At 33.2% G+C, this 17,734-nt stretch carries 20 protein-coding genes; 11 read left to right on the top strand and 9 right to left on the bottom strand.

The genetic code is table 11. The features are described 5' to 3' along the window. Positions 1-137: 137 nt before the first annotated feature. The 5 genes from ACYQ5R_RS00100 to ACYQ5R_RS00080 all read right to left on the bottom strand — a co-directional run bounded on the left by ACYQ5R_RS00100 (position 138) and on the right by ACYQ5R_RS00080 (position 4,828). Positions 138-629, bottom strand: a complete 492-nt coding sequence (locus ACYQ5R_RS00100; RefSeq protein WP_460188868.1) for a DUF2911 domain-containing protein — start codon at positions 627-629, stop codon at positions 138-140. Positions 630-646: 17 nt separating this feature from the next. Next, positions 647-1,492 carry a DUF2911 domain-containing protein gene (locus tag ACYQ5R_RS00095; protein ID WP_460188867.1) on the bottom strand — a complete coding sequence of 282 codons (846 nt, stop codon included), beginning with the start codon at positions 1,490-1,492 and terminating at the stop codon, positions 647-649. Positions 1,493-1,582: 90 nt separating this feature from the next. Further along, positions 1,583-3,232, bottom strand: coding sequence for a gliding motility-associated ABC transporter substrate-binding protein GldG (gene gldG / locus ACYQ5R_RS00090; protein WP_460188866.1), 1,650 nt, complete (start codon positions 3,230-3,232; stop codon positions 1,583-1,585). Then, positions 3,222-3,944, bottom strand: coding sequence for a gliding motility-associated ABC transporter permease subunit GldF (gldF, locus tag ACYQ5R_RS00085; protein WP_460188865.1), 723 nt, complete (start codon positions 3,942-3,944; stop codon positions 3,222-3,224). The genes gldG and gldF overlap by 11 nt, the downstream gene beginning before the upstream one ends. Positions 3,945-3,970: 26 nt before the next feature. Continuing rightward, entirely contained in the window at positions 3,971-4,828 is an 858-nt protein-coding gene (locus ACYQ5R_RS00080) for an SAM hydrolase/SAM-dependent halogenase family protein (protein ID WP_460188864.1), read from the bottom strand. A gap of 141 nt (positions 4,829-4,969) precedes the next feature. On the opposite strand from ACYQ5R_RS00080, the gene ACYQ5R_RS00075 reads away from it, so the two are divergent. The 6 genes from ACYQ5R_RS00075 to lepB all read left to right on the top strand — a co-directional run bounded on the left by ACYQ5R_RS00075 (position 4,970) and on the right by lepB (position 8,784). Further along, entirely contained in the window at positions 4,970-5,917 is a 948-nt protein-coding gene (locus ACYQ5R_RS00075; protein WP_460188863.1) for a PhoH family protein, read from the top strand. Positions 5,918-5,987: 70 nt separating this feature from the next. Then, positions 5,988-6,938: a phosphoribosylaminoimidazolesuccinocarboxamide synthase gene (locus ACYQ5R_RS00070; protein ID WP_460188862.1), complete on the top strand. Its 951-nt coding sequence runs from the start codon at positions 5,988-5,990 to the stop codon at positions 6,936-6,938. A 38-nt stretch (positions 6,939-6,976) separates the two neighbouring features. Continuing rightward, the gene (locus ACYQ5R_RS00065) at positions 6,977-7,609 is read left to right on the top strand and encodes an SGNH/GDSL hydrolase family protein (protein ID WP_460188861.1); all 633 of its coding nucleotides are present in this window, start codon (positions 6,977-6,979) and stop codon (positions 7,607-7,609) included. 1 nt (position 7,610) lies between these two features. Then, positions 7,611-8,105, top strand: a complete 495-nt coding sequence (locus ACYQ5R_RS00060; protein WP_460188860.1) for a GNAT family N-acetyltransferase — start codon at positions 7,611-7,613, stop codon at positions 8,103-8,105. A gap of 1 nt (position 8,106) precedes the next feature. Beyond that, positions 8,107-8,643 carry a S26 family signal peptidase gene (locus tag ACYQ5R_RS00055; RefSeq protein WP_460188859.1) on the top strand — a complete coding sequence of 179 codons (537 nt, stop codon included), beginning with the start codon at positions 8,107-8,109 and terminating at the stop codon, positions 8,641-8,643. A 21-nt stretch (positions 8,644-8,664) separates the two neighbouring features. Continuing rightward, positions 8,665-8,784 carry a signal peptidase I gene (lepB, locus tag ACYQ5R_RS00050; RefSeq protein WP_460189745.1) on the top strand — a complete coding sequence of 40 codons (120 nt, stop codon included), beginning with the start codon at positions 8,665-8,667 and terminating at the stop codon, positions 8,782-8,784. A gap of 36 nt (positions 8,785-8,820) precedes the next feature. On the opposite strand, the gene ACYQ5R_RS00045 is transcribed toward lepB, so the two are convergent. Continuing rightward, on the bottom strand, positions 8,821-9,612 hold the full coding sequence (locus tag ACYQ5R_RS00045) for a sulfite exporter TauE/SafE family protein (RefSeq protein WP_460188858.1): 792 nt from the start codon (positions 9,610-9,612) through the stop codon (positions 8,821-8,823). A 98-nt stretch (positions 9,613-9,710) separates the two neighbouring features. Here ACYQ5R_RS00045 and ACYQ5R_RS00040 point away from each other — a divergent pair, with 98 nt between their 5' ends. From ACYQ5R_RS00040 to ACYQ5R_RS00025, 4 genes are all read left to right on the top strand, one after another. Continuing rightward, positions 9,711-9,965, top strand: a complete 255-nt coding sequence (locus ACYQ5R_RS00040; protein WP_460188857.1) for a DUF4212 domain-containing protein — start codon at positions 9,711-9,713, stop codon at positions 9,963-9,965. Beyond that, the gene (locus ACYQ5R_RS00035) at positions 9,965-11,653 is read left to right on the top strand and encodes a sodium:solute symporter family protein (RefSeq protein ID WP_460188856.1); all 1,689 of its coding nucleotides are present in this window, start codon (positions 9,965-9,967) and stop codon (positions 11,651-11,653) included. Before ACYQ5R_RS00040 ends, ACYQ5R_RS00035 begins: the two co-directional genes overlap by 1 nt. A gap of 158 nt (positions 11,654-11,811) precedes the next feature. Continuing rightward, positions 11,812-13,719 (top strand): acetate--CoA ligase, encoded by a 1,908-nt coding sequence (gene acs, locus ACYQ5R_RS00030; RefSeq protein ID WP_460188855.1) that lies wholly within the window; start codon positions 11,812-11,814, stop codon positions 13,717-13,719. 119 nt (positions 13,720-13,838) lie between these two features. Continuing rightward, positions 13,839-14,177 (top strand): hypothetical protein, encoded by a 339-nt coding sequence (locus ACYQ5R_RS00025; RefSeq protein WP_460188854.1) that lies wholly within the window; start codon positions 13,839-13,841, stop codon positions 14,175-14,177. A 54-nt stretch (positions 14,178-14,231) separates the two neighbouring features. Here the strand turns inward: ACYQ5R_RS00025 and ACYQ5R_RS00020 are convergent, their stop codons facing one another. From ACYQ5R_RS00020 to ACYQ5R_RS00010, 3 genes are read right to left on the bottom strand one after another with little or no spacing between them, the layout of a single operon-like run. Further along, positions 14,232-14,903: a PrsW family intramembrane metalloprotease gene (locus ACYQ5R_RS00020; RefSeq protein ID WP_460188853.1), complete on the bottom strand. Its 672-nt coding sequence runs from the start codon at positions 14,901-14,903 to the stop codon at positions 14,232-14,234. Next, positions 14,903-15,460: an NUDIX hydrolase gene (locus ACYQ5R_RS00015; protein ID WP_460188852.1), complete on the bottom strand. Its 558-nt coding sequence runs from the start codon at positions 15,458-15,460 to the stop codon at positions 14,903-14,905. Before ACYQ5R_RS00015 ends, ACYQ5R_RS00020 begins: the two co-directional genes overlap by 1 nt. After that, positions 15,453-16,544, bottom strand: a complete 1,092-nt coding sequence (locus ACYQ5R_RS00010) for a M42 family metallopeptidase (RefSeq protein WP_460188851.1) — start codon at positions 16,542-16,544, stop codon at positions 15,453-15,455. Before ACYQ5R_RS00010 ends, ACYQ5R_RS00015 begins: the two co-directional genes overlap by 8 nt. A 100-nt stretch (positions 16,545-16,644) precedes the next feature. Between ACYQ5R_RS00010 and ACYQ5R_RS00005 the strand changes: the two genes are divergently transcribed. Next, on the top strand, positions 16,645-17,343 hold the full coding sequence (locus ACYQ5R_RS00005) for a DUF4294 domain-containing protein (protein ID WP_460188850.1): 699 nt from the start codon (positions 16,645-16,647) through the stop codon (positions 17,341-17,343). Positions 17,344-17,734: the final 391 nt, after the last annotated feature.

Raw genomic sequence — 17,734 nt, 5'->3', positions numbered from 1 at the left:
ATACTCTTTTGTTTGAGAAACAGTGGTTGCGACAATTAGTAACATATTAAAAATTAATAAAACTTTTTTCATAGTATATGAAATAAAAAACCACCAACCCATAAAAGATTGGTGGTTGTAATATTGATTGCTAATTTTTATTGAATATCTAATGTAAATGTCTTGTCAGCCCAGGCAAAAACAATTCCTTTGTCTGTAACATCAAATGTTAAGTTTTCAACATTACTAGATGTGTTTTTAGTTTTCAAATCTAATCTTAGTGCATCTTGAGACTTATTGTACGAATAAGATCCCCAAGCATCATTCTTTTTGTTAAAAATTACTGTAAAAACTCCGTTTTCTTTAGGAATAATAAAGAAACCGTATTTACCAGCTTTAAGATCTCTACCGTTCACTTTCACGTTTTTAGAAAAAGATACAGTAGTGTTTTTATCTGCGCCGGCTCTCCAAACGTTATCATATGGAACTAAATCACCATAAATTGTTCTTCCTTTTACTCTAGGAGAACTGTAATCAATAGTTACAACAATACTGTTTACTGTTCCGTTTGCTTCTTGACGTGGACTTTTCTGAGCAAATAAACTAGTGGTAGCCACTAATAAAAATGCGATTAATATTTTTGTTTTCATTGTGTGTGTATTTGGGATTATTTAGACCATTCTGCAATGGATTCTTTATTCATTTTAATGTAATCAGCATTACCAGATTTTTCAGCATCTTCTAAAGATTTTTGTGCGATCTCAATTGCACCTTCTTTATCACCTAATGCAGCGTAAATTAAAGATTGCTGACGCAATTGCCAGAAACGAGGAGTTTCAAACATGTTGATTGCTTTATCCATCCATTCTTTCGCTAGTTTTAAATCTTTTCCACTGCTATATAAATACGTTGCAGATTGAAAATATTCATCAGCTGTTGGACCAGACATCGCATTTTTAATACTTGCCATAGCTCGTTTATCACTTGGTGTAATCATATCAAAAGATACGTGTGTTTTAGCCCAGGCAATATTTACCTTAGCAGTACTTTCTGTTAAGTTTGAAAACCAAATACTAAACGACTGAACATCTTCGGTTAATAAATGTGTTTTAGCAGTAACTTTTAAAGCTACTTTACTCTCGTCTAATTCTGCAGGTGCTCCGCCACCATTGGCATCTGTATAAAAAATAATGTCCCAAAAATCTTCAGTTGGTACAGATAAAATACCATAACTACCAGCTTTTAAATCTTTGCCATCTATTCTTACATCATCTTCAAATGTAATTTTTGTACGGTAATTAGCTCCAGTTCTCCATACTTTACCATAAGGCACCAAATCGCCAAAAATTGTACGACCACGCATAGCTGGTCTTGAATATTCTAAAGTAACTTTTGTCAATCCAACAATTTGCTCCAATTTGGCAAAAGGGCTAGGCGCAGGGGACTCGATTTGAGCATTTACTGCAACCGAAATACATAGTACAAATGTGAGTGTAATAAGTTTATTAAGCATGTTAAAATGTTTAAGGTTTATTTACAAATATAATGATATATATCATTCATATTTCTTGTAAATGTCTTTTAACATTCCATTAAGAATCTATTATTTATACCTATTTCGGCGTAACATGTTGAAAATGAAACCGAATATTGTTAGGGTAATTAAAGGTGCCAGAAGGTTAAGAAATTGATAATAATTTCTTTTACTATAAGCAAGTTCTCTATTTAATACTTTTAGATCTACAGTTTTATTTCTTACTTGAATCAAACCACTATCATCAAGCAAATAATTGATGGTATTCAGCAAAAAATCTTTGTTTCCATAGAACTGCCCAGTGTACTTGTCTGTAGCTAAAGATATTGGTTGCCCTCTTTGTATTTCGTTAGCAATTAGATCTCCATCAGAAATAATTACAATTTTCCCATTAGCTCCATTGTTTAAGTGATTTTCATTTTCAAATGGTAGCACTCTATCAGCATAGGCTGATTTTACTTGTTCTTCAACTAAAACTGCAACTGGTAAATTACCCGTGTTATAACTTTCAGGTTTTGGTTGCTCTGCGGCGCGACTCAATTCTATCATAGAAGGAACCCCTATGGTTTTTGATAAAGGAGAGCTTTGTAATAATATTGTCTTTAATGAGCTGCTTTTTAAAGTGTCTATGCTACTCATAAATTTACCTCGTACCGGCTCAATATGTTTATTTATAACATGGTTGTTTTGAGATTGTAGTAACGGGTAGTAAGGCCATAAAAATGGACTGTATTGCGTTTGATTACCTATATTACCTGTTGCCAAAGGAATTGTAGCGCTGTACATGTCATCAACAATGTTCGGATTTATTCGAATACCATAGTTGAAAAATAGATCTGTAAGATTCAAGTCTCTGTTAAAAGCTAGGGTTTCTCCTGTTGTTTTTAAACTATCTAATTCAGCAGCTACATTATCTAACAACCACAATGTATTACCACCATTCATGTAGTATTGGTCTAATACATATTTTTCTTTTTCGGTAAATCGCTCTGTAGGTTTTGCTACTAATACAAGGTCAAATTGCTGAAGATCTAAAAGTGTTTTTTTAGCATTGTTTTTAACTGAATCTAAAGTAAATGGAGCAAGATGGTAATAGTTTTTTATGGTATTTAAAAAGTCATAAAGAAAAATATCATCTAAAGTACCGTTGCTCTTTAAAACAGCTATACGCTGTTGTTTTTCATTTGTTACTTTATGTATGGCATCAGCAAAGGCATATTCTAAATTTTGAATGGCATTTTCTAATTGAGCTTCTTGACTATCGGCATTGCTATCTTTTAGTAAAGAAACTTTTTCAAACTTGTTTCCAACCTCCACAACTGCCCATGGAAAAATAAGATGTTCTGAAACCTTACCGTTTTCTTGTACAGATAATTGACTTGGTGTTAATCCACTATTGGCTAGAGCTTCTGCATCTTCTGTAGGGTCTTCAAATCTAAAACTGATGTTTCTATTGATTGCTCTAAATTCTTCAAGTAATTGTTGAGTTTCAATCTGCAATCGCTTGAACTCAGAAGGGAATTCTCCTTCAAGAAAGACAGTTATTGTAACAGTTTTATCAACTTCTTCTAACAATTCAACCGCCGCTTTTGATAGTGTATAACGCTTGTCCTTTGTTAAATCAAAGCGCATTTTAAATTGATTTCCTAAGAAATTAATTGCAATTAAAACTATTAGTGATAACGTGAATTTTTGTATGTAACTTCTTTTACTTTTCAAGTTCCAATTGCCATTTTGTAAATACTAAAAAAAGAGTAGTGATACTTGAAAAATAAATTAGGTTGCTAGTATCAATTACACCTCGACTCAAACTTTTGTAATGTTCGTTCATACCAAGTTGTTGAACCGTGTAAGAATTACTACCAAACAAAGACGCAGCCGCTTCAAAACCATAAAAAAGACAAAAAGAAATACTTATTGAAATTATGAAGGCAACTATTTGATTGCTTGCCAATGTTGAAGAAAATAGACCAATGGCAGTGTAAGAGCTCACCATAAATAAAAGACCTATATAAGAACCTAGCATACTACCTAGGTCAAAGTTACCAACTGGATTACCTAGAATATGAATGGTGTAAATATAGATTAGGGTAGGAATTAAAGCCAAAATAACCAAACAAAAGGCAGCTAAGAATTTAGCATTTACAATTTGCAATATTCCAATAGGTCTTGTTTTTAAAAGTTCAATAGTCCCGTTTTGATATTCGTCTGCAAACATGCGCATTGTAATTGCAGGAATAAGAAATAAAAACACCCATGGCGCCAAAAAGAAAAATCCATTAAGGTCTGCAAAGCCAGCGTTTAAAATATTAAAATCACCATCAAACACCCATAAGAATAAACCATTTAAAACCAAGAATACACCAATCACCAAGTAGCCAATAGCGCTGGCAAAAAATGTGTTGAGTTCTTTGTAGAATACTGCTTTCATAAGACTTAACTACTAACGAAAGTTTTTTAATTATCGTATGTTAATTTTTCTTCTGGTTCAAAAGTAAGTGTTAATTGATCTCTGTAAGATAACCCTAATAGTTTACTGGCACTTCCACCTGTATTTGTGGTAGATTTGAACATAGCAATTTCTATTAGATCCGAAGAATTAAAAATGGCCATTCGTCTTCCTTCTACATGCCTATCTTCAGGGGCTACAGAAAAATCAACGATATCACTGTATTTATTATAGATTTTATTAAATGGGTAACGGTCTGCTCTCAATTCAAATTTTCGACCTCTACCAATTTGCTGAAATAGCTTTCGAGAAATATTGGTAACTGCATTTCCGTAGTTATCAATGTAAATAACACTCCCGGTTATTTTATTACCATCATTTGAAATTACGGGTTGTAAATCGGTAATTTTTTTATAATCACTAATTTCTTTACCAATTACTTCTAGAGTACCTCCTCTTTTGATATGGCATGCTACTTTTACAAAAACATCTAATACCGGAAAGTTACTCTCAATACGATCGTGTATGTTAATTTCTACAATTCTCTCAGGCCTAAACTCTGAAGTAATCATAGAAATTAATCCATTATTCGGACAAATGAAATAGTGATTATCTAATTTTAAGGCAATATGATTGTTCTCTTCGTTAAGTTCAGAATCTACACCAACAATATGCACAGTACCTTCAGGAAAACTTTTATAAGCATTCTTTAAAATATAAGCTGTTTCTGCAATGTTAAATGGTGTAATTTCGTGTGAAATATCAACAATAGTAACCTCCGGATATTCAGAATAAATAGCTCCTTTTACCGCGCCAACAAAGTGGTCTTTTAATCCGAAATCAGTCGTTAAAGTTATTAAGGACATATTGTTAATTACTTCCTAAGGTTAGCGGTTTGGTTACAAAAATATTTCTATAAATTTGTTTACAAATCTAATCAATAAATACTAACTTGAGCGTAGTTTTTTAACTGATCTGATAACTTATTTTAATAAAATGATAAGCCTTTGAACGAGCGACTTATAGAACTTACAGAAATAAATCCAAACGACTTGTTTGGTCCGCGAAATAGTAACATCGCCATTTTAAAAAAATTGTATCCAAAGCTTAAAATAGTTGCAAGAGGTAACACCTTGAAAGCCTTTGGTGAACCTGATATTCTTGATGAATTTGAGAAGAAGGTAGCACGCTTAATTCATCATTACAATCGATACAATAAACTAGATGAAAATAGTATAGAACGCATTGTTATGTCTGAGGCTGCTACTCAAAAAGCTGCAGGTAAAGAAAAAGATGTATTGGTGCATGGAGTTGGAGGCAAACTGGTAAAACCTCAGAGTCCGAATCAACATAAAATGGTTGAGGCTATGGTAAAGAACGATATGTTATTTGCTGTAGGTCCTGCAGGTACAGGTAAAACCTATACGGCCGTAGCTTTGGCAGTTAAAGCCCTAAAAGAGAAAGAAGTTAAACGCATTATTTTAACAAGACCTGCAGTTGAGTCTGGTGAAAAATTAGGATTCTTACCTGGAGACATGAAGGAAAAATTGGATCCGTATATGCAACCGTTATATGATGCGCTTAGAGATATGATTCCATTTGAAAAATTGGAGTCTTATTTAGAGAAGGGTATTATTCAAATAGCTCCGTTGGCATTTATGCGTGGTAGAACCTTAGACAATGCATTTGTAATATTAGATGAAGGTCAGAATACCACACATAGTCAAATGAAAATGTTCTTAACGCGAATGGGACGCAATGCAAAGTTTATAATCACTGGAGACCCTGGTCAGATAGATTTGCCGCATCGCCAAGTATCTGGTTTAAAAGAAGCTTTGTTGGCTCTTAAAGATGTAGAGGGGATTTCTATGATCTATTTAGATGATAAAGATGTGGTACGTCACCGTTTAGTTACACATATTATTAAAGCATTTAAAAGTATAGAATCTGAATAGTTGATTGTATCTTTGTCCAACAACAATAACTGTTTAGTTTTATAAAAATTAAGCGTATTACAACACACTAATGAATACCATAAATAATACTAGTTACAACTTTCCGAAACAAAAATCTGTATATAAAGGTAAGGTAAGAGAGGTTTATAATATTGATGATGAAGTTTTAGTTATGATTGCTTCAGATCGCCTTTCAGCTTTTGATGTTATCATGCCAAGACAGATACCTTATAAAGGACAAATCTTAAATCAGATTGCTCACAAGATGATGGATGCTACTTCTGATTTAGTACCCAATTGGATAGTTGGTGTACCAGATCCTAATGTTGCTATAGGTCATTTATGCGACCCATTTAAAGTTGAAATGGTAATTAGAGGTTATTTAAGTGGACATGCGGCTCGTGAATATAAAGCTGGCAAGCGTATACTTTGTGGAGTGCCTATGGCTGAAGGAATGAAAGAGAACGATAAATTTCCGGAGCCAATTATTACCCCTTCTACCAAAGCGGATAATGGCGAGCATGATGAAGATATCTCTAGAGAAGATATTTTGGCAAAAGGGATTGTGTCAGAAGAAGATTATGTTGTTTTAGAAGACTTCACAAGAAAGTTGTTTCAAAGAGGAACTGAAATTGCTGCTGAGCGTGGTTTAATTTTAGTAGATACTAAGTATGAATTTGGTAAAACAAAAGATGGTAAGATTGTTTTAATAGATGAAATTCACACACCAGATTCATCACGCTATTTTTATCAAGAAGGGTATGCAGAGCGCCAAGAAAAAGGAGAGCCTCAAAAACAATTAAGTAAAGAATTTGTGCGTCAGTGGTTAATTGAAAATGGTTTTCAAGGTAAAGAGGGGCAACAAATTCCTGAAATGACTGATGAAAAATTAATCGAAATTTCTAATCGTTATATTGAGTTGTATGAGCAAATCACAGGTGAAACTTTTGTGAAAGCAGATGTTTCTAATGTTGAAGATCGAATAGAACAAAACGTAGTGAGTTTCTTAAATCAGCTGTAATTTTGAAAACCTTTTTAACCTTTTGTTTTTGTTTCTGTATGTGCATAAGTTATAGTCAAGATTGGCCCAACTTAAAAAGATATCAAGAAGCTAATGAACCTTATATAAACAATGAAAAGAAAGCTCCTGAAGTTGTTTTTATGGGGAATTCAATTACAGAAGGTTGGGTTCATAATTTTCCAGCGTTCTTTACTGATAATAATTATGTAGGTAGAGGTATTAGTGGTCAAACAACACCTCAAATGTTAGTGAGGTTTCGTCAAGATGTAGTAGCATTAAAACCAAAGGCTGTAGTTATTTTAGCTGGAACAAATGATATTGCTGGTAATACAGGGCCATCAACTATTGAAATGATTGCTGACAATATTTTTTCGATGGCTGAAATTGCGAAAGCCAATAACATAAAAGTCATTATTTCTTCTGTTTTACCAGTGTATGATTACCCATGGAAACCGGGATTAGAACCAGCTCAGAAAATTATTGATTTAAACAGTATGTTGGCAGCTTATGCTAAGAAAAATGGGCATACTTATTTAGATTACCATACGGCCATGGCAGATGAAAGACAGGGCATGAAGAAAGAATACTCATATGATGAGGTGCATTGTACTAAAGAAGGTTACGAAGTAATGAATTCTTTGGTTTCAAAAGCCATTAAAAAAACCTTGTAATATGATTTCTGCTGAGCTTGTTCAGACTAATGAACAGATTCAAACTGTTGTAGAATTAGCAAAACAAATTTGGGAACAACATTACACCGCGATTATAGGAGAAGAACAAGTAGCATATATGCTAGATAAATTTCAATCTGAAAAGGCTATTAGTTCACAACTTAAGGAATCGTATCAATATTACTTACTTAATTACCAAAACACTTCTGTTGGCTATATATCTATTCAAGAAAGAGGTAACACTTTGTTTTTAAGCAAAATTTATGTGCTTGCTTCTCAAAGGGGTAAAGGAATTGGTAAATATGGTATTCAGTTTATTACTTTAAAAGCAAGGGAATTAGACAAATCCAAAATTTCATTAACAGTCAATAAATACAATACAAATTCTATAAAGGCCTACGAGAAATTAGGTTTTAAAAATGTAGATGCCGTTGTGGCAGATATTGGCGCTGGTTACGTGATGGATGATTTTGTATTTAACTTGGAATTAGATTAGGATGAATAAGAAAGTAAAAATATTAATTGGAATTATATGTGGGATCCTTGTTTTACTTCAATTCACATCTTTATTAGGCTGGTTAAAGCTTTATACAAATTCTACCATTGCCAATGAACCAAATTTGAAATTTGAATCGAGAATGTTGGTTTCAAATTTAATTTCACCTTCAAATGGTGATTTTGTATGTTATAATTATGAGGATGAGTATTTCGGAATGGGAATTAGGGTTCATCGCTTAATAGCAAAAGAAGGAGATATTGTAGAAATTATAAATGGAGAAGCTTATGTCAATAAAATTAATGTAGATAAGAGCTTAAATTTAATGCATTTATATATAATCGATTCTGTCCAATTTAATACAGCTAAAAGGAATGGGCTAATTAATGAAAATACTATTGGTTCAATGAGTCACTCTAATGAATTCATAATTACTTTTGATGATAGAGTTGCAAAGGAATATGGATTAAAGAATAGAGTAATAAAAAAGGATAGTATTCCAATGAGTAATATTCAATCAAAATTCAATAAGTCCTGAAGTAAAGATAATTTTGGACCTATTAAAGTTCCGAAAAACAAGATATTTGTACTTGGAGACAATAGGGATAATACAATTGATTCAAGAACAATTGGTTTTGTTGACAGAGAGATGTTAGTTGGAAGTATCGTATACTATTAATCATTAATTGCAACCTAGGTCATAATATACTTATTATTAAAACAAATGCTTCCAAAGAATTCGCACGCCTACAAATGCAACCAATATTGCAGTAGCTCTTTTTAAAGTAATTGCAGATATGCTATAGTTGCTTAATCTAGATCCTATTTGTCCACCTATAAAAACAGTACAACCCAAAACTAGAATAATCGTCCAATTAATTTCTATTGTTTTATTTGTTGATTGCAATTGCCCAATCAAACCAGCAATTGAGTTAACTAGTATAAAAAAACTTGAAGTTGCCGCAATTCTTTTTGGAGTATCCCAATTGGTTAGGTGAAGCAATGGTGCTAAGAAAATTCCGCCACCAATTCCAACCATTCCAGAGATAAAACCTATAATACCACCATAACTGGCATCTCTTTTAATCGATGGTTTGAAATTCTTATTTGTTGGTGTCTCAGAAATGAATTTAGAAATCCACATAAAAAAGGCAGCATTTAGTAAGGTACAGCCTAGAAGAATAAAAAAGAAAGTTTCACTAATTTTTAAATAGCCTCCAACAAAAGCTAATGGGACTGAAAAAAGAACCAGCGGTACAACTTTCTTCCATTCATATAAGTTGTTTTTGGCGTACATAATAGAGCCGCCACTAACAACTATAATATTGCAAATTAGAGCTGTTGTTCTAATTTGGGTAAACGCTAAAGACGTTAGGGCTAAAATGGCTAAATAACTAGAACCACCTCCAAACCCAACAGAGGCGTACAATATTGCAACAACAAAAAACAGCAATACAATTTCCCAATACGAGCTAATGATTTGAAGTATTTCTGAAAATTCAACCATAAAACGAAAATACAAATACCAAAGCAATCTCAAACTTGTTGCTACACTTAAAATAATTAAAAATTTATGTATTTTAGAAACCACTTAACTAACAAACTATGTCAGATTCTAATCATCAGTTGTATTGGAAAACCAACTTAAAGTATCTTGTAATTTTACTATCTATCTGGTTTATTGTTTCTTATCTCTTCGGGATTGTTTTTGTTGAAGAATTGAATCAAATAAGAATGGGTGGTTTTAAACTTGGGTTTTGGTTTGCCCAACAGGGAGCAATCTATGTTTTTGTGCTCCTTATCTTCATTTATATTAGACTGATGAACAAATTAGACAAAAAACACAACCTCGATAAATAATGGATTTACAAACTTGGACCTGGGTCTTGGTAGGACTCACCTTTGCACTGTATATTGGCATTGCTATTTGGTCAAGAGCAGCATCAACAAAAGAATTTTATGTAGCTGGTGGAGGTGTATCTCCATTGGCAAACGGATTAGCTACAGCGGCTGACTGGATGAGTGCAGCCTCATTTATCTCGATGGCGGGAATTATTTCTTTTAGCGGATATGATGGATCTGTATACTTAATGGGTTGGACCGGAGGATATGTATTACTTGCTTTATTATTGGCTCCTTATTTAAGGAAGTTCGGAAAATTTACTGTTCCAGATTTTATTGGAGATCGCTATTATTCAGACGTTGCCAGATTTGTTGCAGTATTGTGTGCGCTACTTGTATCGTTTACCTATGTAGCTGGCCAGATGCGGGGAGTTGGACTTGTATTTTCTAGATTTTTAGAAGTAGACATTAATACTGGCGTAATCATAGGCATGATTATTGTGCTGTTCTACGCTGTTTTGGGAGGTATGAAAGGTATTACCTATACCCAAGTGGCTCAATACTGTGTATTGATATTTGCATTTATGGTTCCCGCCATTTTTATATCTATTCAAATGACTGGTAGTGCAATTCCGCAAATTGGTTTCGGTGGAACAGATTCTGATGGAGTTTACTTGTTAGATAAATTAGATGGATTACATCGCGATTTGGGTTTTGCTGAATATACTTCTGGAAGTAAATCTACCTTAGATGTATTTTTTATAACAGCTGCATTAATGGTTGGTACAGCAGGTTTACCACATGTTATTGTTCGATTTTTTACGGTAAAGAAAGTAGCTGATGCGCGTAAGTCTGCAGGATGGGCACTATTATTTATTGCTATTCTGTATACAACTGCACCTGCAATTGCGGTATTCTCTCGCACAAATTTGATTGAAACGGTACATAATGTCAACTATGAAGAATTACCAGAATGGTTTAGTAATTGGGAAGCTACTGGATTGATTTCATTTACTGACAAAAATGGTGATGGTAAAGTACAATATGTAGCAGACGAAAATATAAATGAATTAACTGTCGATAGAGATATCATGGTGCTAGCAAATCCTGAAATTGCCAATTTACCTAATTGGGTGATTGCATTGGTGGCCGCGGGTGGTTTAGCTGCTGCTTTATCTACTGCAGCTGGTTTACTTCTTGTGATTTCTGCATCTGTTTCACACGATCTAATCAAGAAAATGATTAAACCCGATATTTCAGAAAGAGGAGAGTTGGTTGCTGCAAGATTGTCTGCAATAGTTGCAGTGTGTGTCGCAGGTTATTTTGGTATTAACCCACCAGATTTTGTTGCCGCTACGGTGGCATTAGCGTTTGGTTTGGCGGCGGCTTCATTTTTTCCTGCAATTGTATTGGGTATTTTTAGCAAACGAATGAATAAAGAAGGCGCTATTGCTGGAATGGTAGTCGGTATTTTGTCAATGCTTTTTTACATGCTCAAATTCAAATTCGATTGGTTTGGAGGTGGCACAAAAGAAGACTGGTGGTTTGGGATATCTCCTGAAGGATTTGGTACTGTAGCAATGATTGCCAATTTTGTGGTATCTATTGTAATTTCTAGAATGTTTCCAAAACCTCCAGCTGAGGTGCAAGAAATCGTAGAAAATATCCGAATTCCAACTGGAGTAGGGGAAGCTCACATGCATTAAACATAAATAAATTTTTATTAGATTAAATTTTTTATAAGATCAAGGTAAAAGTTGGTCGATAAAATAGTGCTGTCAATAGAAAAAAGAATCAAGACACTTTAATTATTTAGTATATTCGGAATCCGAATATTTTGAATCATAAAACATAACGATATACCATGAGTAATTATCATATCAAACACATAGAAGAATACTTTAAAGTTTACCGTAAATCTGTTCGCGAACCAGAGGTGTTTTGGGAAGAAATTGCAGAAGAACATTTTGTATGGCGCAAACGTTGGAACAATGTTTTGAGTTGGGATTTTTCAAAACCTGAAGTGAAGTGGTATGAAGGAGCTAAATTGAATATTACAGAAAATTGTATTGATAGGCATTTACGTACAAAGGGAAATAAAACGGCAATTTTATTTGAACCAAATAATCCAAACGAAGAGGCACAGCATATTACATATAACAGATTATACGAAAGAGTAAATCAATTTGCTAATGTATTAAAAGAACAAGGTATTGGTAAAGGAGATCGTGTTTGTATTTACTTACCAATGATTCCTGAATTGGCCATTTCAGTGCTTGCTTGCGCAAGAATTGGGGCTATACATTCAGTTGTTTTTGCTGGATTCTCTTCCACTGCACTTGCAACTAGAATTAATGATTCAGATTGTAAAATGGTCATTACATCGGATGGATCTTACAGAGGTAAGAAAACTATTGATTTAAAAGGTATTGTTGATGAAGCGTTAGAAGATTGTTCTGGTGTTTCAACTGTTCTAGTTGCGAAGCGAATCAATTCTGATATCCAGATCAAAGAGGGGAGAGATAAATGGTTGCAACCATTGTTAGATAGCGCCTCTACAGAATGTGAACCAGAAATTGTGGATGCAGAAGATCCACTTTTTATTTTATATACATCAGGTTCTACGGGTAAGCCAAAAGGAATGGTGCATACAACAGCAGGTTATATGGTGTACACTGCGTACACATTTAAAAATGTATTTAACTATAGAACGAATGATATTTATTGGTGTACAGCAGACATAGGTTGGATTACAGGACATAGTTACATTGTGTATGGTCCTTTAGCAAATGGAGCAACAACGGTGATGTTTGAAGGAGTACCAAGCTATCCAGATTTTGGTAGGTTTTGGGAAATTGTGCAAAAACACAAAGTAACTCAGTTTTATACAGCGCCAACTGCAATTAGGGCATTAGCTAAAGAGAATTTAGAGTTTGTAGATAAATATGATTTAACCTCATTAAAAGTACTAGGATCGGTTGGAGAACCAATTAATGAAGAAGCATGGCATTGGTACAATGATAACGTTGGACATAAAAAGAGTCCTATTGTAGATACTTGGTGGCAAACAGAAACAGGTGGAATCATGATTTCTCCATTACCTTACGTAACGCCAACGATTCCAACCTATGCTACATTACCATTTATTGGTATACAGCCAGCTTTAATGGATGAAAATGGAGAGGAGATTAAAGGTAATCAAGTAGATGGTAGGTTATGTGTAAAATTTCCATGGCCTTCTATGGCAAGAACTATATGGGGCAATCACGAGCGTTATAGAGATACTTATTTTTCGGCATATGAAAATAAATACTTTACAGGTGATGGAGCTTTAAGAGATGCAACGGGTTATTACAGAATAACAGGTAGAGTAGATGACGTTATAATTGTGTCTGGACATAACTTAGGTACCGCGCCTATTGAAGATGCTATTAATGAGCATCCGGCAGTAGCAGAATCGGCTATTGTAGGTTTTCCGCATGATATTAAAGGAAATGCATTGTATGGTTATGTTATCTTAAAGGAATCAGGAGAATCTAGATTACACGATAATTTAAGAAAAGAAATAAATCAAATTATTACAGAGCATATTGGTCCCATCGCAAAACTGGATAAGATTCAGTTTACAGTTGGTTTACCAAAAACTCGAAGCGGTAAGATTATGCGCAGAATATTGAGAAAAATTGCATCAAAAGACACCTCTAATCTCGGAGATACTTCAACTTTACTAAATCCGGAAGTAGTTCAGTTAATTATTAGTAATTCCTTGTAGTTTATTTAATAAATCGTGTAATTTACAAATACATAGGTGTTTAAGAGTTTAGTTTGTGTGATTTAGCCTTTTATTTTTTGTAATTTTGTTACACTTTATAGTAACCTATTTAAAATGTCATGAAAGCAAAGAATCTATTATTAGCTTCTGCGTTTGTTTTATTTGCTGTGGGGGTTTTCGCAAATAATAACATGTCTAAGACAACAATTGGTATTGCCAATAACGCAGTAATCACAGATGTAGAAACCTCACTTTCATTTTTTGTCCCTACCGAACACAAAGAAGTGTTCATATTTGTTAGTGATGAAAATAATCGCGTTTTTCAAAAAGTAAAAGTTTATCAACGCGGTAATGGAAAAATATTTTGCGATAAAACTGGGCTAAAGCCAGGTATCTATTATTACACATTAGTAATAGATGGTAAAAAGGCGGACCAGCAAAAATTGCAAGTGAAATAATTTTATTGTTTCTTACTAAAATGTATAACCTTCATTTAATTCTAATGGAGGTTTTTATTTGAATAAAGAATTTTTTAAATGGGTGTTGATTGCTTTTTTTGAAAAATATAACCCAACAATTAGTGAAATAAACGCGCCAATCCAGATTCCTGGAACAAAGGAGATGAATAAGAAAAAATCATAGGCACCATGAAATAGGACAGCAAGTCCCAACCCTAAAAGATTATATTTCCATTTTTGTTTACAGAATTTTGCTTTCCCCATATAATATCCCATTAAGACACCAAATGTAGCATGGGCAGGTACAGCGGTAAAAGCTCGTGCTAGAGCTGTAGCATACCCACCATCCATTACATAAAATATGTTTTCTGTAAATGCAAACCCCATAGAAACCATCACGGCATATACAATACCGTCAAACTTCTCATTGAATGCTTTTTTAGGTTGCGCAAAATATCTAACTATTATGTATTTACTAAACTCTTCTACCAAGGCAACCACTAGAAATGCTTTAAGAAATTGTTGCCATATACTATATTGATCTGTTAAAGGAAAGATTTTCATAACTACCATAGATATTACTATTGTGGTTAAAATACTGAGTATAGCGCCACCTAAAAATGTTTTGAATAATAATTGAATAGGTTCTCTATCGTACTTATCCTTAATATATATGTATAGTATAATAATTGCTATTGGAGCAACGGTCAATAGAATTATTTTCATCAAGAGTTGATTTTTAAATTATTTTTTATTGCCTCAATTACTAATAGGTAATAGTCAATATCATGTGGAACGAAATCCGAAATATTTTGTCGAGTTAATTGTTGTTCGAAGTCATTAATTGAGATTAACTTAATAGCTACAACTTCTTCTGTCTGTAAAATCAAATTAGATATTGGAAATTTTAACTCACATATATAAGTATGGTGAATTTCGTTATCAATTATATTTTCATTGTAAGTATGATGTTCTTTGTATGATGCTATAAAATTTAATTCAGGAGCAGTGATTTCTAAACCAATTTCTTCCATAACTTCTCGTACAGCGGAAGTTTGAGCAGATTCCCCAGCTCCAATATGTCCAGCAACAGAAACATCCCACATATTCGGAAAAACTTTTTTAGTAGGGCTTCTTTTTTGAAAAAGCAGATTGCCATCAGAAGTATAAAACCAAATATGGACGCTTGCATGCAACCATCCATATTTGTGAGCTTCAGATTTTAAAGCAGTTTTTTGAAATGAACCATCCTTATTTAATATGTCGATTAGTTCATCATTCAAAATAGCTCAAACTTTTATTTGGGTCTATTTGTAATAATGATTCGTATATCAATTTTATTACATTTTCAACATCATCTTGTGCTACCATTTCTACCGTGGTGTGCATATATCTTAACGGTAAAGAGATTAATGCACTTGGTACACCTCCATTAGAATAAGCGAAGGCATCAGTATCTGTACCGGTTGCTCGAGAAGATGCCAATCTTTGAAATGGAATTTTGTTTGACTCAGCTGTATCGATAATCAGCTCTCTTAAATTATTTTGAATAGCAGGGGCGTAAGAAATTACTGGTCCATCAGCAATTTTAGTTTCTCCCTCTTTCTTTTTATCTATCATTGGAGTTGTTGTGTCATGACAAACATCTGTAACAATTGCAAGATTAGGTTTGATGGTTTGGGTAATCATTTCAGCACCTCTTAAACCAATCTCTTCTTGAACAGAATTGGTTATATACAATCCAAAAGGCAATTCTTTTTTATTTTCTTTCAAAAGTCTTGCTACTTCTGCAATCATAAATCCTCCCATCCTATTGTCAAGCGCCCTGCAAACAAAATTAGATTTATTCAAAATCATAAATTCATCAGGATACGTAATAACACAGCCTACATGTACTCCTAATTTTTCAACTTCTTCTTTGTTTTTACAACCAACATCTATAAAAATGTTATCTAATTTTGGAGTTTCTTCCTTACCTTTTAATCTTGTGTGAATTGCGGGCCAACCAAAAATGCCATCAATAATTCCTTTTTTCGTATGAATGTGCACCCTCTTTGATGGTGCAATTTGATGGTCACTTCCTCCATTTCTAATTACGTATATCAATCCGTTTTCAGTGATATAATTCACATACCAAGAAATTTCATCTGCATGACCTTCAATTACTACTTTGAAAGGAGCTTCTGGGTTAATTACGCCAACGGCAGTGCCGTAATGGTCTGTAATAAATGTATCTACATAAGGCTGCAGGTATTCCATCCAGATCTTTTGTCCTTCACTTTCGTATCCAGTAGGAGAGGGGTTGTTTAAATAGTTGGTTAAAAAGTCAATAGACTTTTTGTTTAATATAGATTTCTTTTTTGTCATATATCATTGTATTTTCATCAAAAATACTCAAATTTACTTTTTGAGAAACTTATTTCAAAAGTTGAAATAAATTAGATTGAATTGAAGTCGTTATATTATTATGAGAAGTTGTTTACTTTTGTATATGTTAGTGTGCTTGCCAATGGCAGGTAATGCTCAAAACTCCAAAGAATATAAAAAAGATTCTACTTATATATATAAGGACTACATCATATTTGAAGGTGATACAATTGTTATTGAATTAGCGGAGGTTCAGGTTTTAAAAAAACTAAAATTCCAGGAGTCTTACGACAGAAGGTATTATTATTGGTTTAGAAACAAAACCTTCAATGCGTATCCCTATGCGAAATTGGCAGCAGAGAGATTAATAGTTCTAAATGAGAGGCTAGATAAAATAAAGTCTAAAAGAAAGAGAAAAGAGTACACTAAGATAGTACAAAAATATCTTGAAGGTGAGTTTACTGATCAATTAAAAAAGTTGACTAGAACAGAAGGTCGTATTTTAATTAAATTATTACATCGTCAAACGGGTGCTACTGCATTTGATTTAATTAAAGAAGTCCGAAGCGGATGGAAGGCATTTTGGTACAATAATACCGCAAGTTTGTTCAAACTGTCTTTGAAAGATGAGTATGATCCAGAAAATGTATACGAAGATTTTCTAATTGAAGATATTTTACAAAGAGCATTTATTGACGGTAAGCTCGAAAGGCAACCTTCCAAATTAGAATTTGATTACCTAGAAATTGCCGCCAAGATGGGAGATAAGATTCATATCCCAGAAGAATTAAAGAAGTAAATGCTTCGTTTTCAGCTACTCCAATTTCACTTAAAATAATAATTAAAAAATAGTTCAATTTTTGTGTAGTTATATGAATAAATTGTTTGTATATTTGCACCCGCTTTTGAGGCGTATAAGTCAAGAAGCAATCGTTCTTTGAGAGGGTTAAAAAAGATAAAAATAAATTGATTTTTTATTTGGTAGTATTTAAAAAGGTTATACCTTTGCAGCCCGCATTTATTTGTGGAAAGCGCCTTTAAAACGGGTATTAAAAGTTCTTTTAGAATACGGGTAAAAACAAACAAAAATTTTTTTCAAAAATCTTTTAAATTTTATTTGCAGATTATAAAAGAGTTTATATCTTTGCACCCGCTAAGAAAAAGAGTGATTAAAGTTCATTGAAAATATT

The sequence above is a fragment of the Urechidicola sp. KH5 genome (genome assembly GCF_054661455.1).
This window is presented reverse-complemented; position numbering and strand designations above follow the sequence as displayed.

Coding starts and splice junctions, on each gene's coding strand:
- ACYQ5R_RS00035 (WP_460188856.1), top strand. CDS start 9,965: ATGGATTTACAAACTTGGACCTGGGTCTTGGTAGGACTCACCTTTGCA.
- ACYQ5R_RS00025 (WP_460188854.1), top strand. CDS start 13,839: ATGAAAGCAAAGAATCTATTATTAGCTTCTGCGTTTGTTTTATTTGCT.
- acs (WP_460188855.1), top strand. CDS start 11,812: ATGAGTAATTATCATATCAAACACATAGAAGAATACTTTAAAGTTTAC.
- ACYQ5R_RS00060 (WP_460188860.1), top strand. CDS start 7,611: ATGATTTCTGCTGAGCTTGTTCAGACTAATGAACAGATTCAAACTGTT.
- gldF (WP_460188865.1), bottom strand. CDS start 3,944: ATGAAAGCAGTATTCTACAAAGAACTCAACACATTTTTTGCCAGCGCT.
- ACYQ5R_RS00080 (WP_460188864.1), bottom strand. CDS start 4,828: ATGTCCTTAATAACTTTAACGACTGATTTCGGATTAAAAGACCACTTT.
- ACYQ5R_RS00100 (WP_460188868.1), bottom strand. CDS start 629: ATGAAAACAAAAATATTAATCGCATTTTTATTAGTGGCTACCACTAGT.
- ACYQ5R_RS00005 (WP_460188850.1), top strand. CDS start 16,645: ATGAGAAGTTGTTTACTTTTGTATATGTTAGTGTGCTTGCCAATGGCA.
- ACYQ5R_RS00055 (WP_460188859.1), top strand. CDS start 8,107: ATGAATAAGAAAGTAAAAATATTAATTGGAATTATATGTGGGATCCTT.
- ACYQ5R_RS00040 (WP_460188857.1), top strand. CDS start 9,711: ATGTCAGATTCTAATCATCAGTTGTATTGGAAAACCAACTTAAAGTAT.
- ACYQ5R_RS00020 (WP_460188853.1), bottom strand. CDS start 14,903: ATGAAAATAATTCTATTGACCGTTGCTCCAATAGCAATTATTATACTA.
- ACYQ5R_RS00095 (WP_460188867.1), bottom strand. CDS start 1,492: ATGCTTAATAAACTTATTACACTCACATTTGTACTATGTATTTCGGTT.
- ACYQ5R_RS00065 (WP_460188861.1), top strand. CDS start 6,977: ATGTGCATAAGTTATAGTCAAGATTGGCCCAACTTAAAAAGATATCAA.
- ACYQ5R_RS00010 (WP_460188851.1), bottom strand. CDS start 16,544: ATGACAAAAAAGAAATCTATATTAAACAAAAAGTCTATTGACTTTTTA.
- ACYQ5R_RS00070 (WP_460188862.1), top strand. CDS start 5,988: ATGAATACCATAAATAATACTAGTTACAACTTTCCGAAACAAAAATCT.
- ACYQ5R_RS00045 (WP_460188858.1), bottom strand. CDS start 9,612: ATGGTTGAATTTTCAGAAATACTTCAAATCATTAGCTCGTATTGGGAA.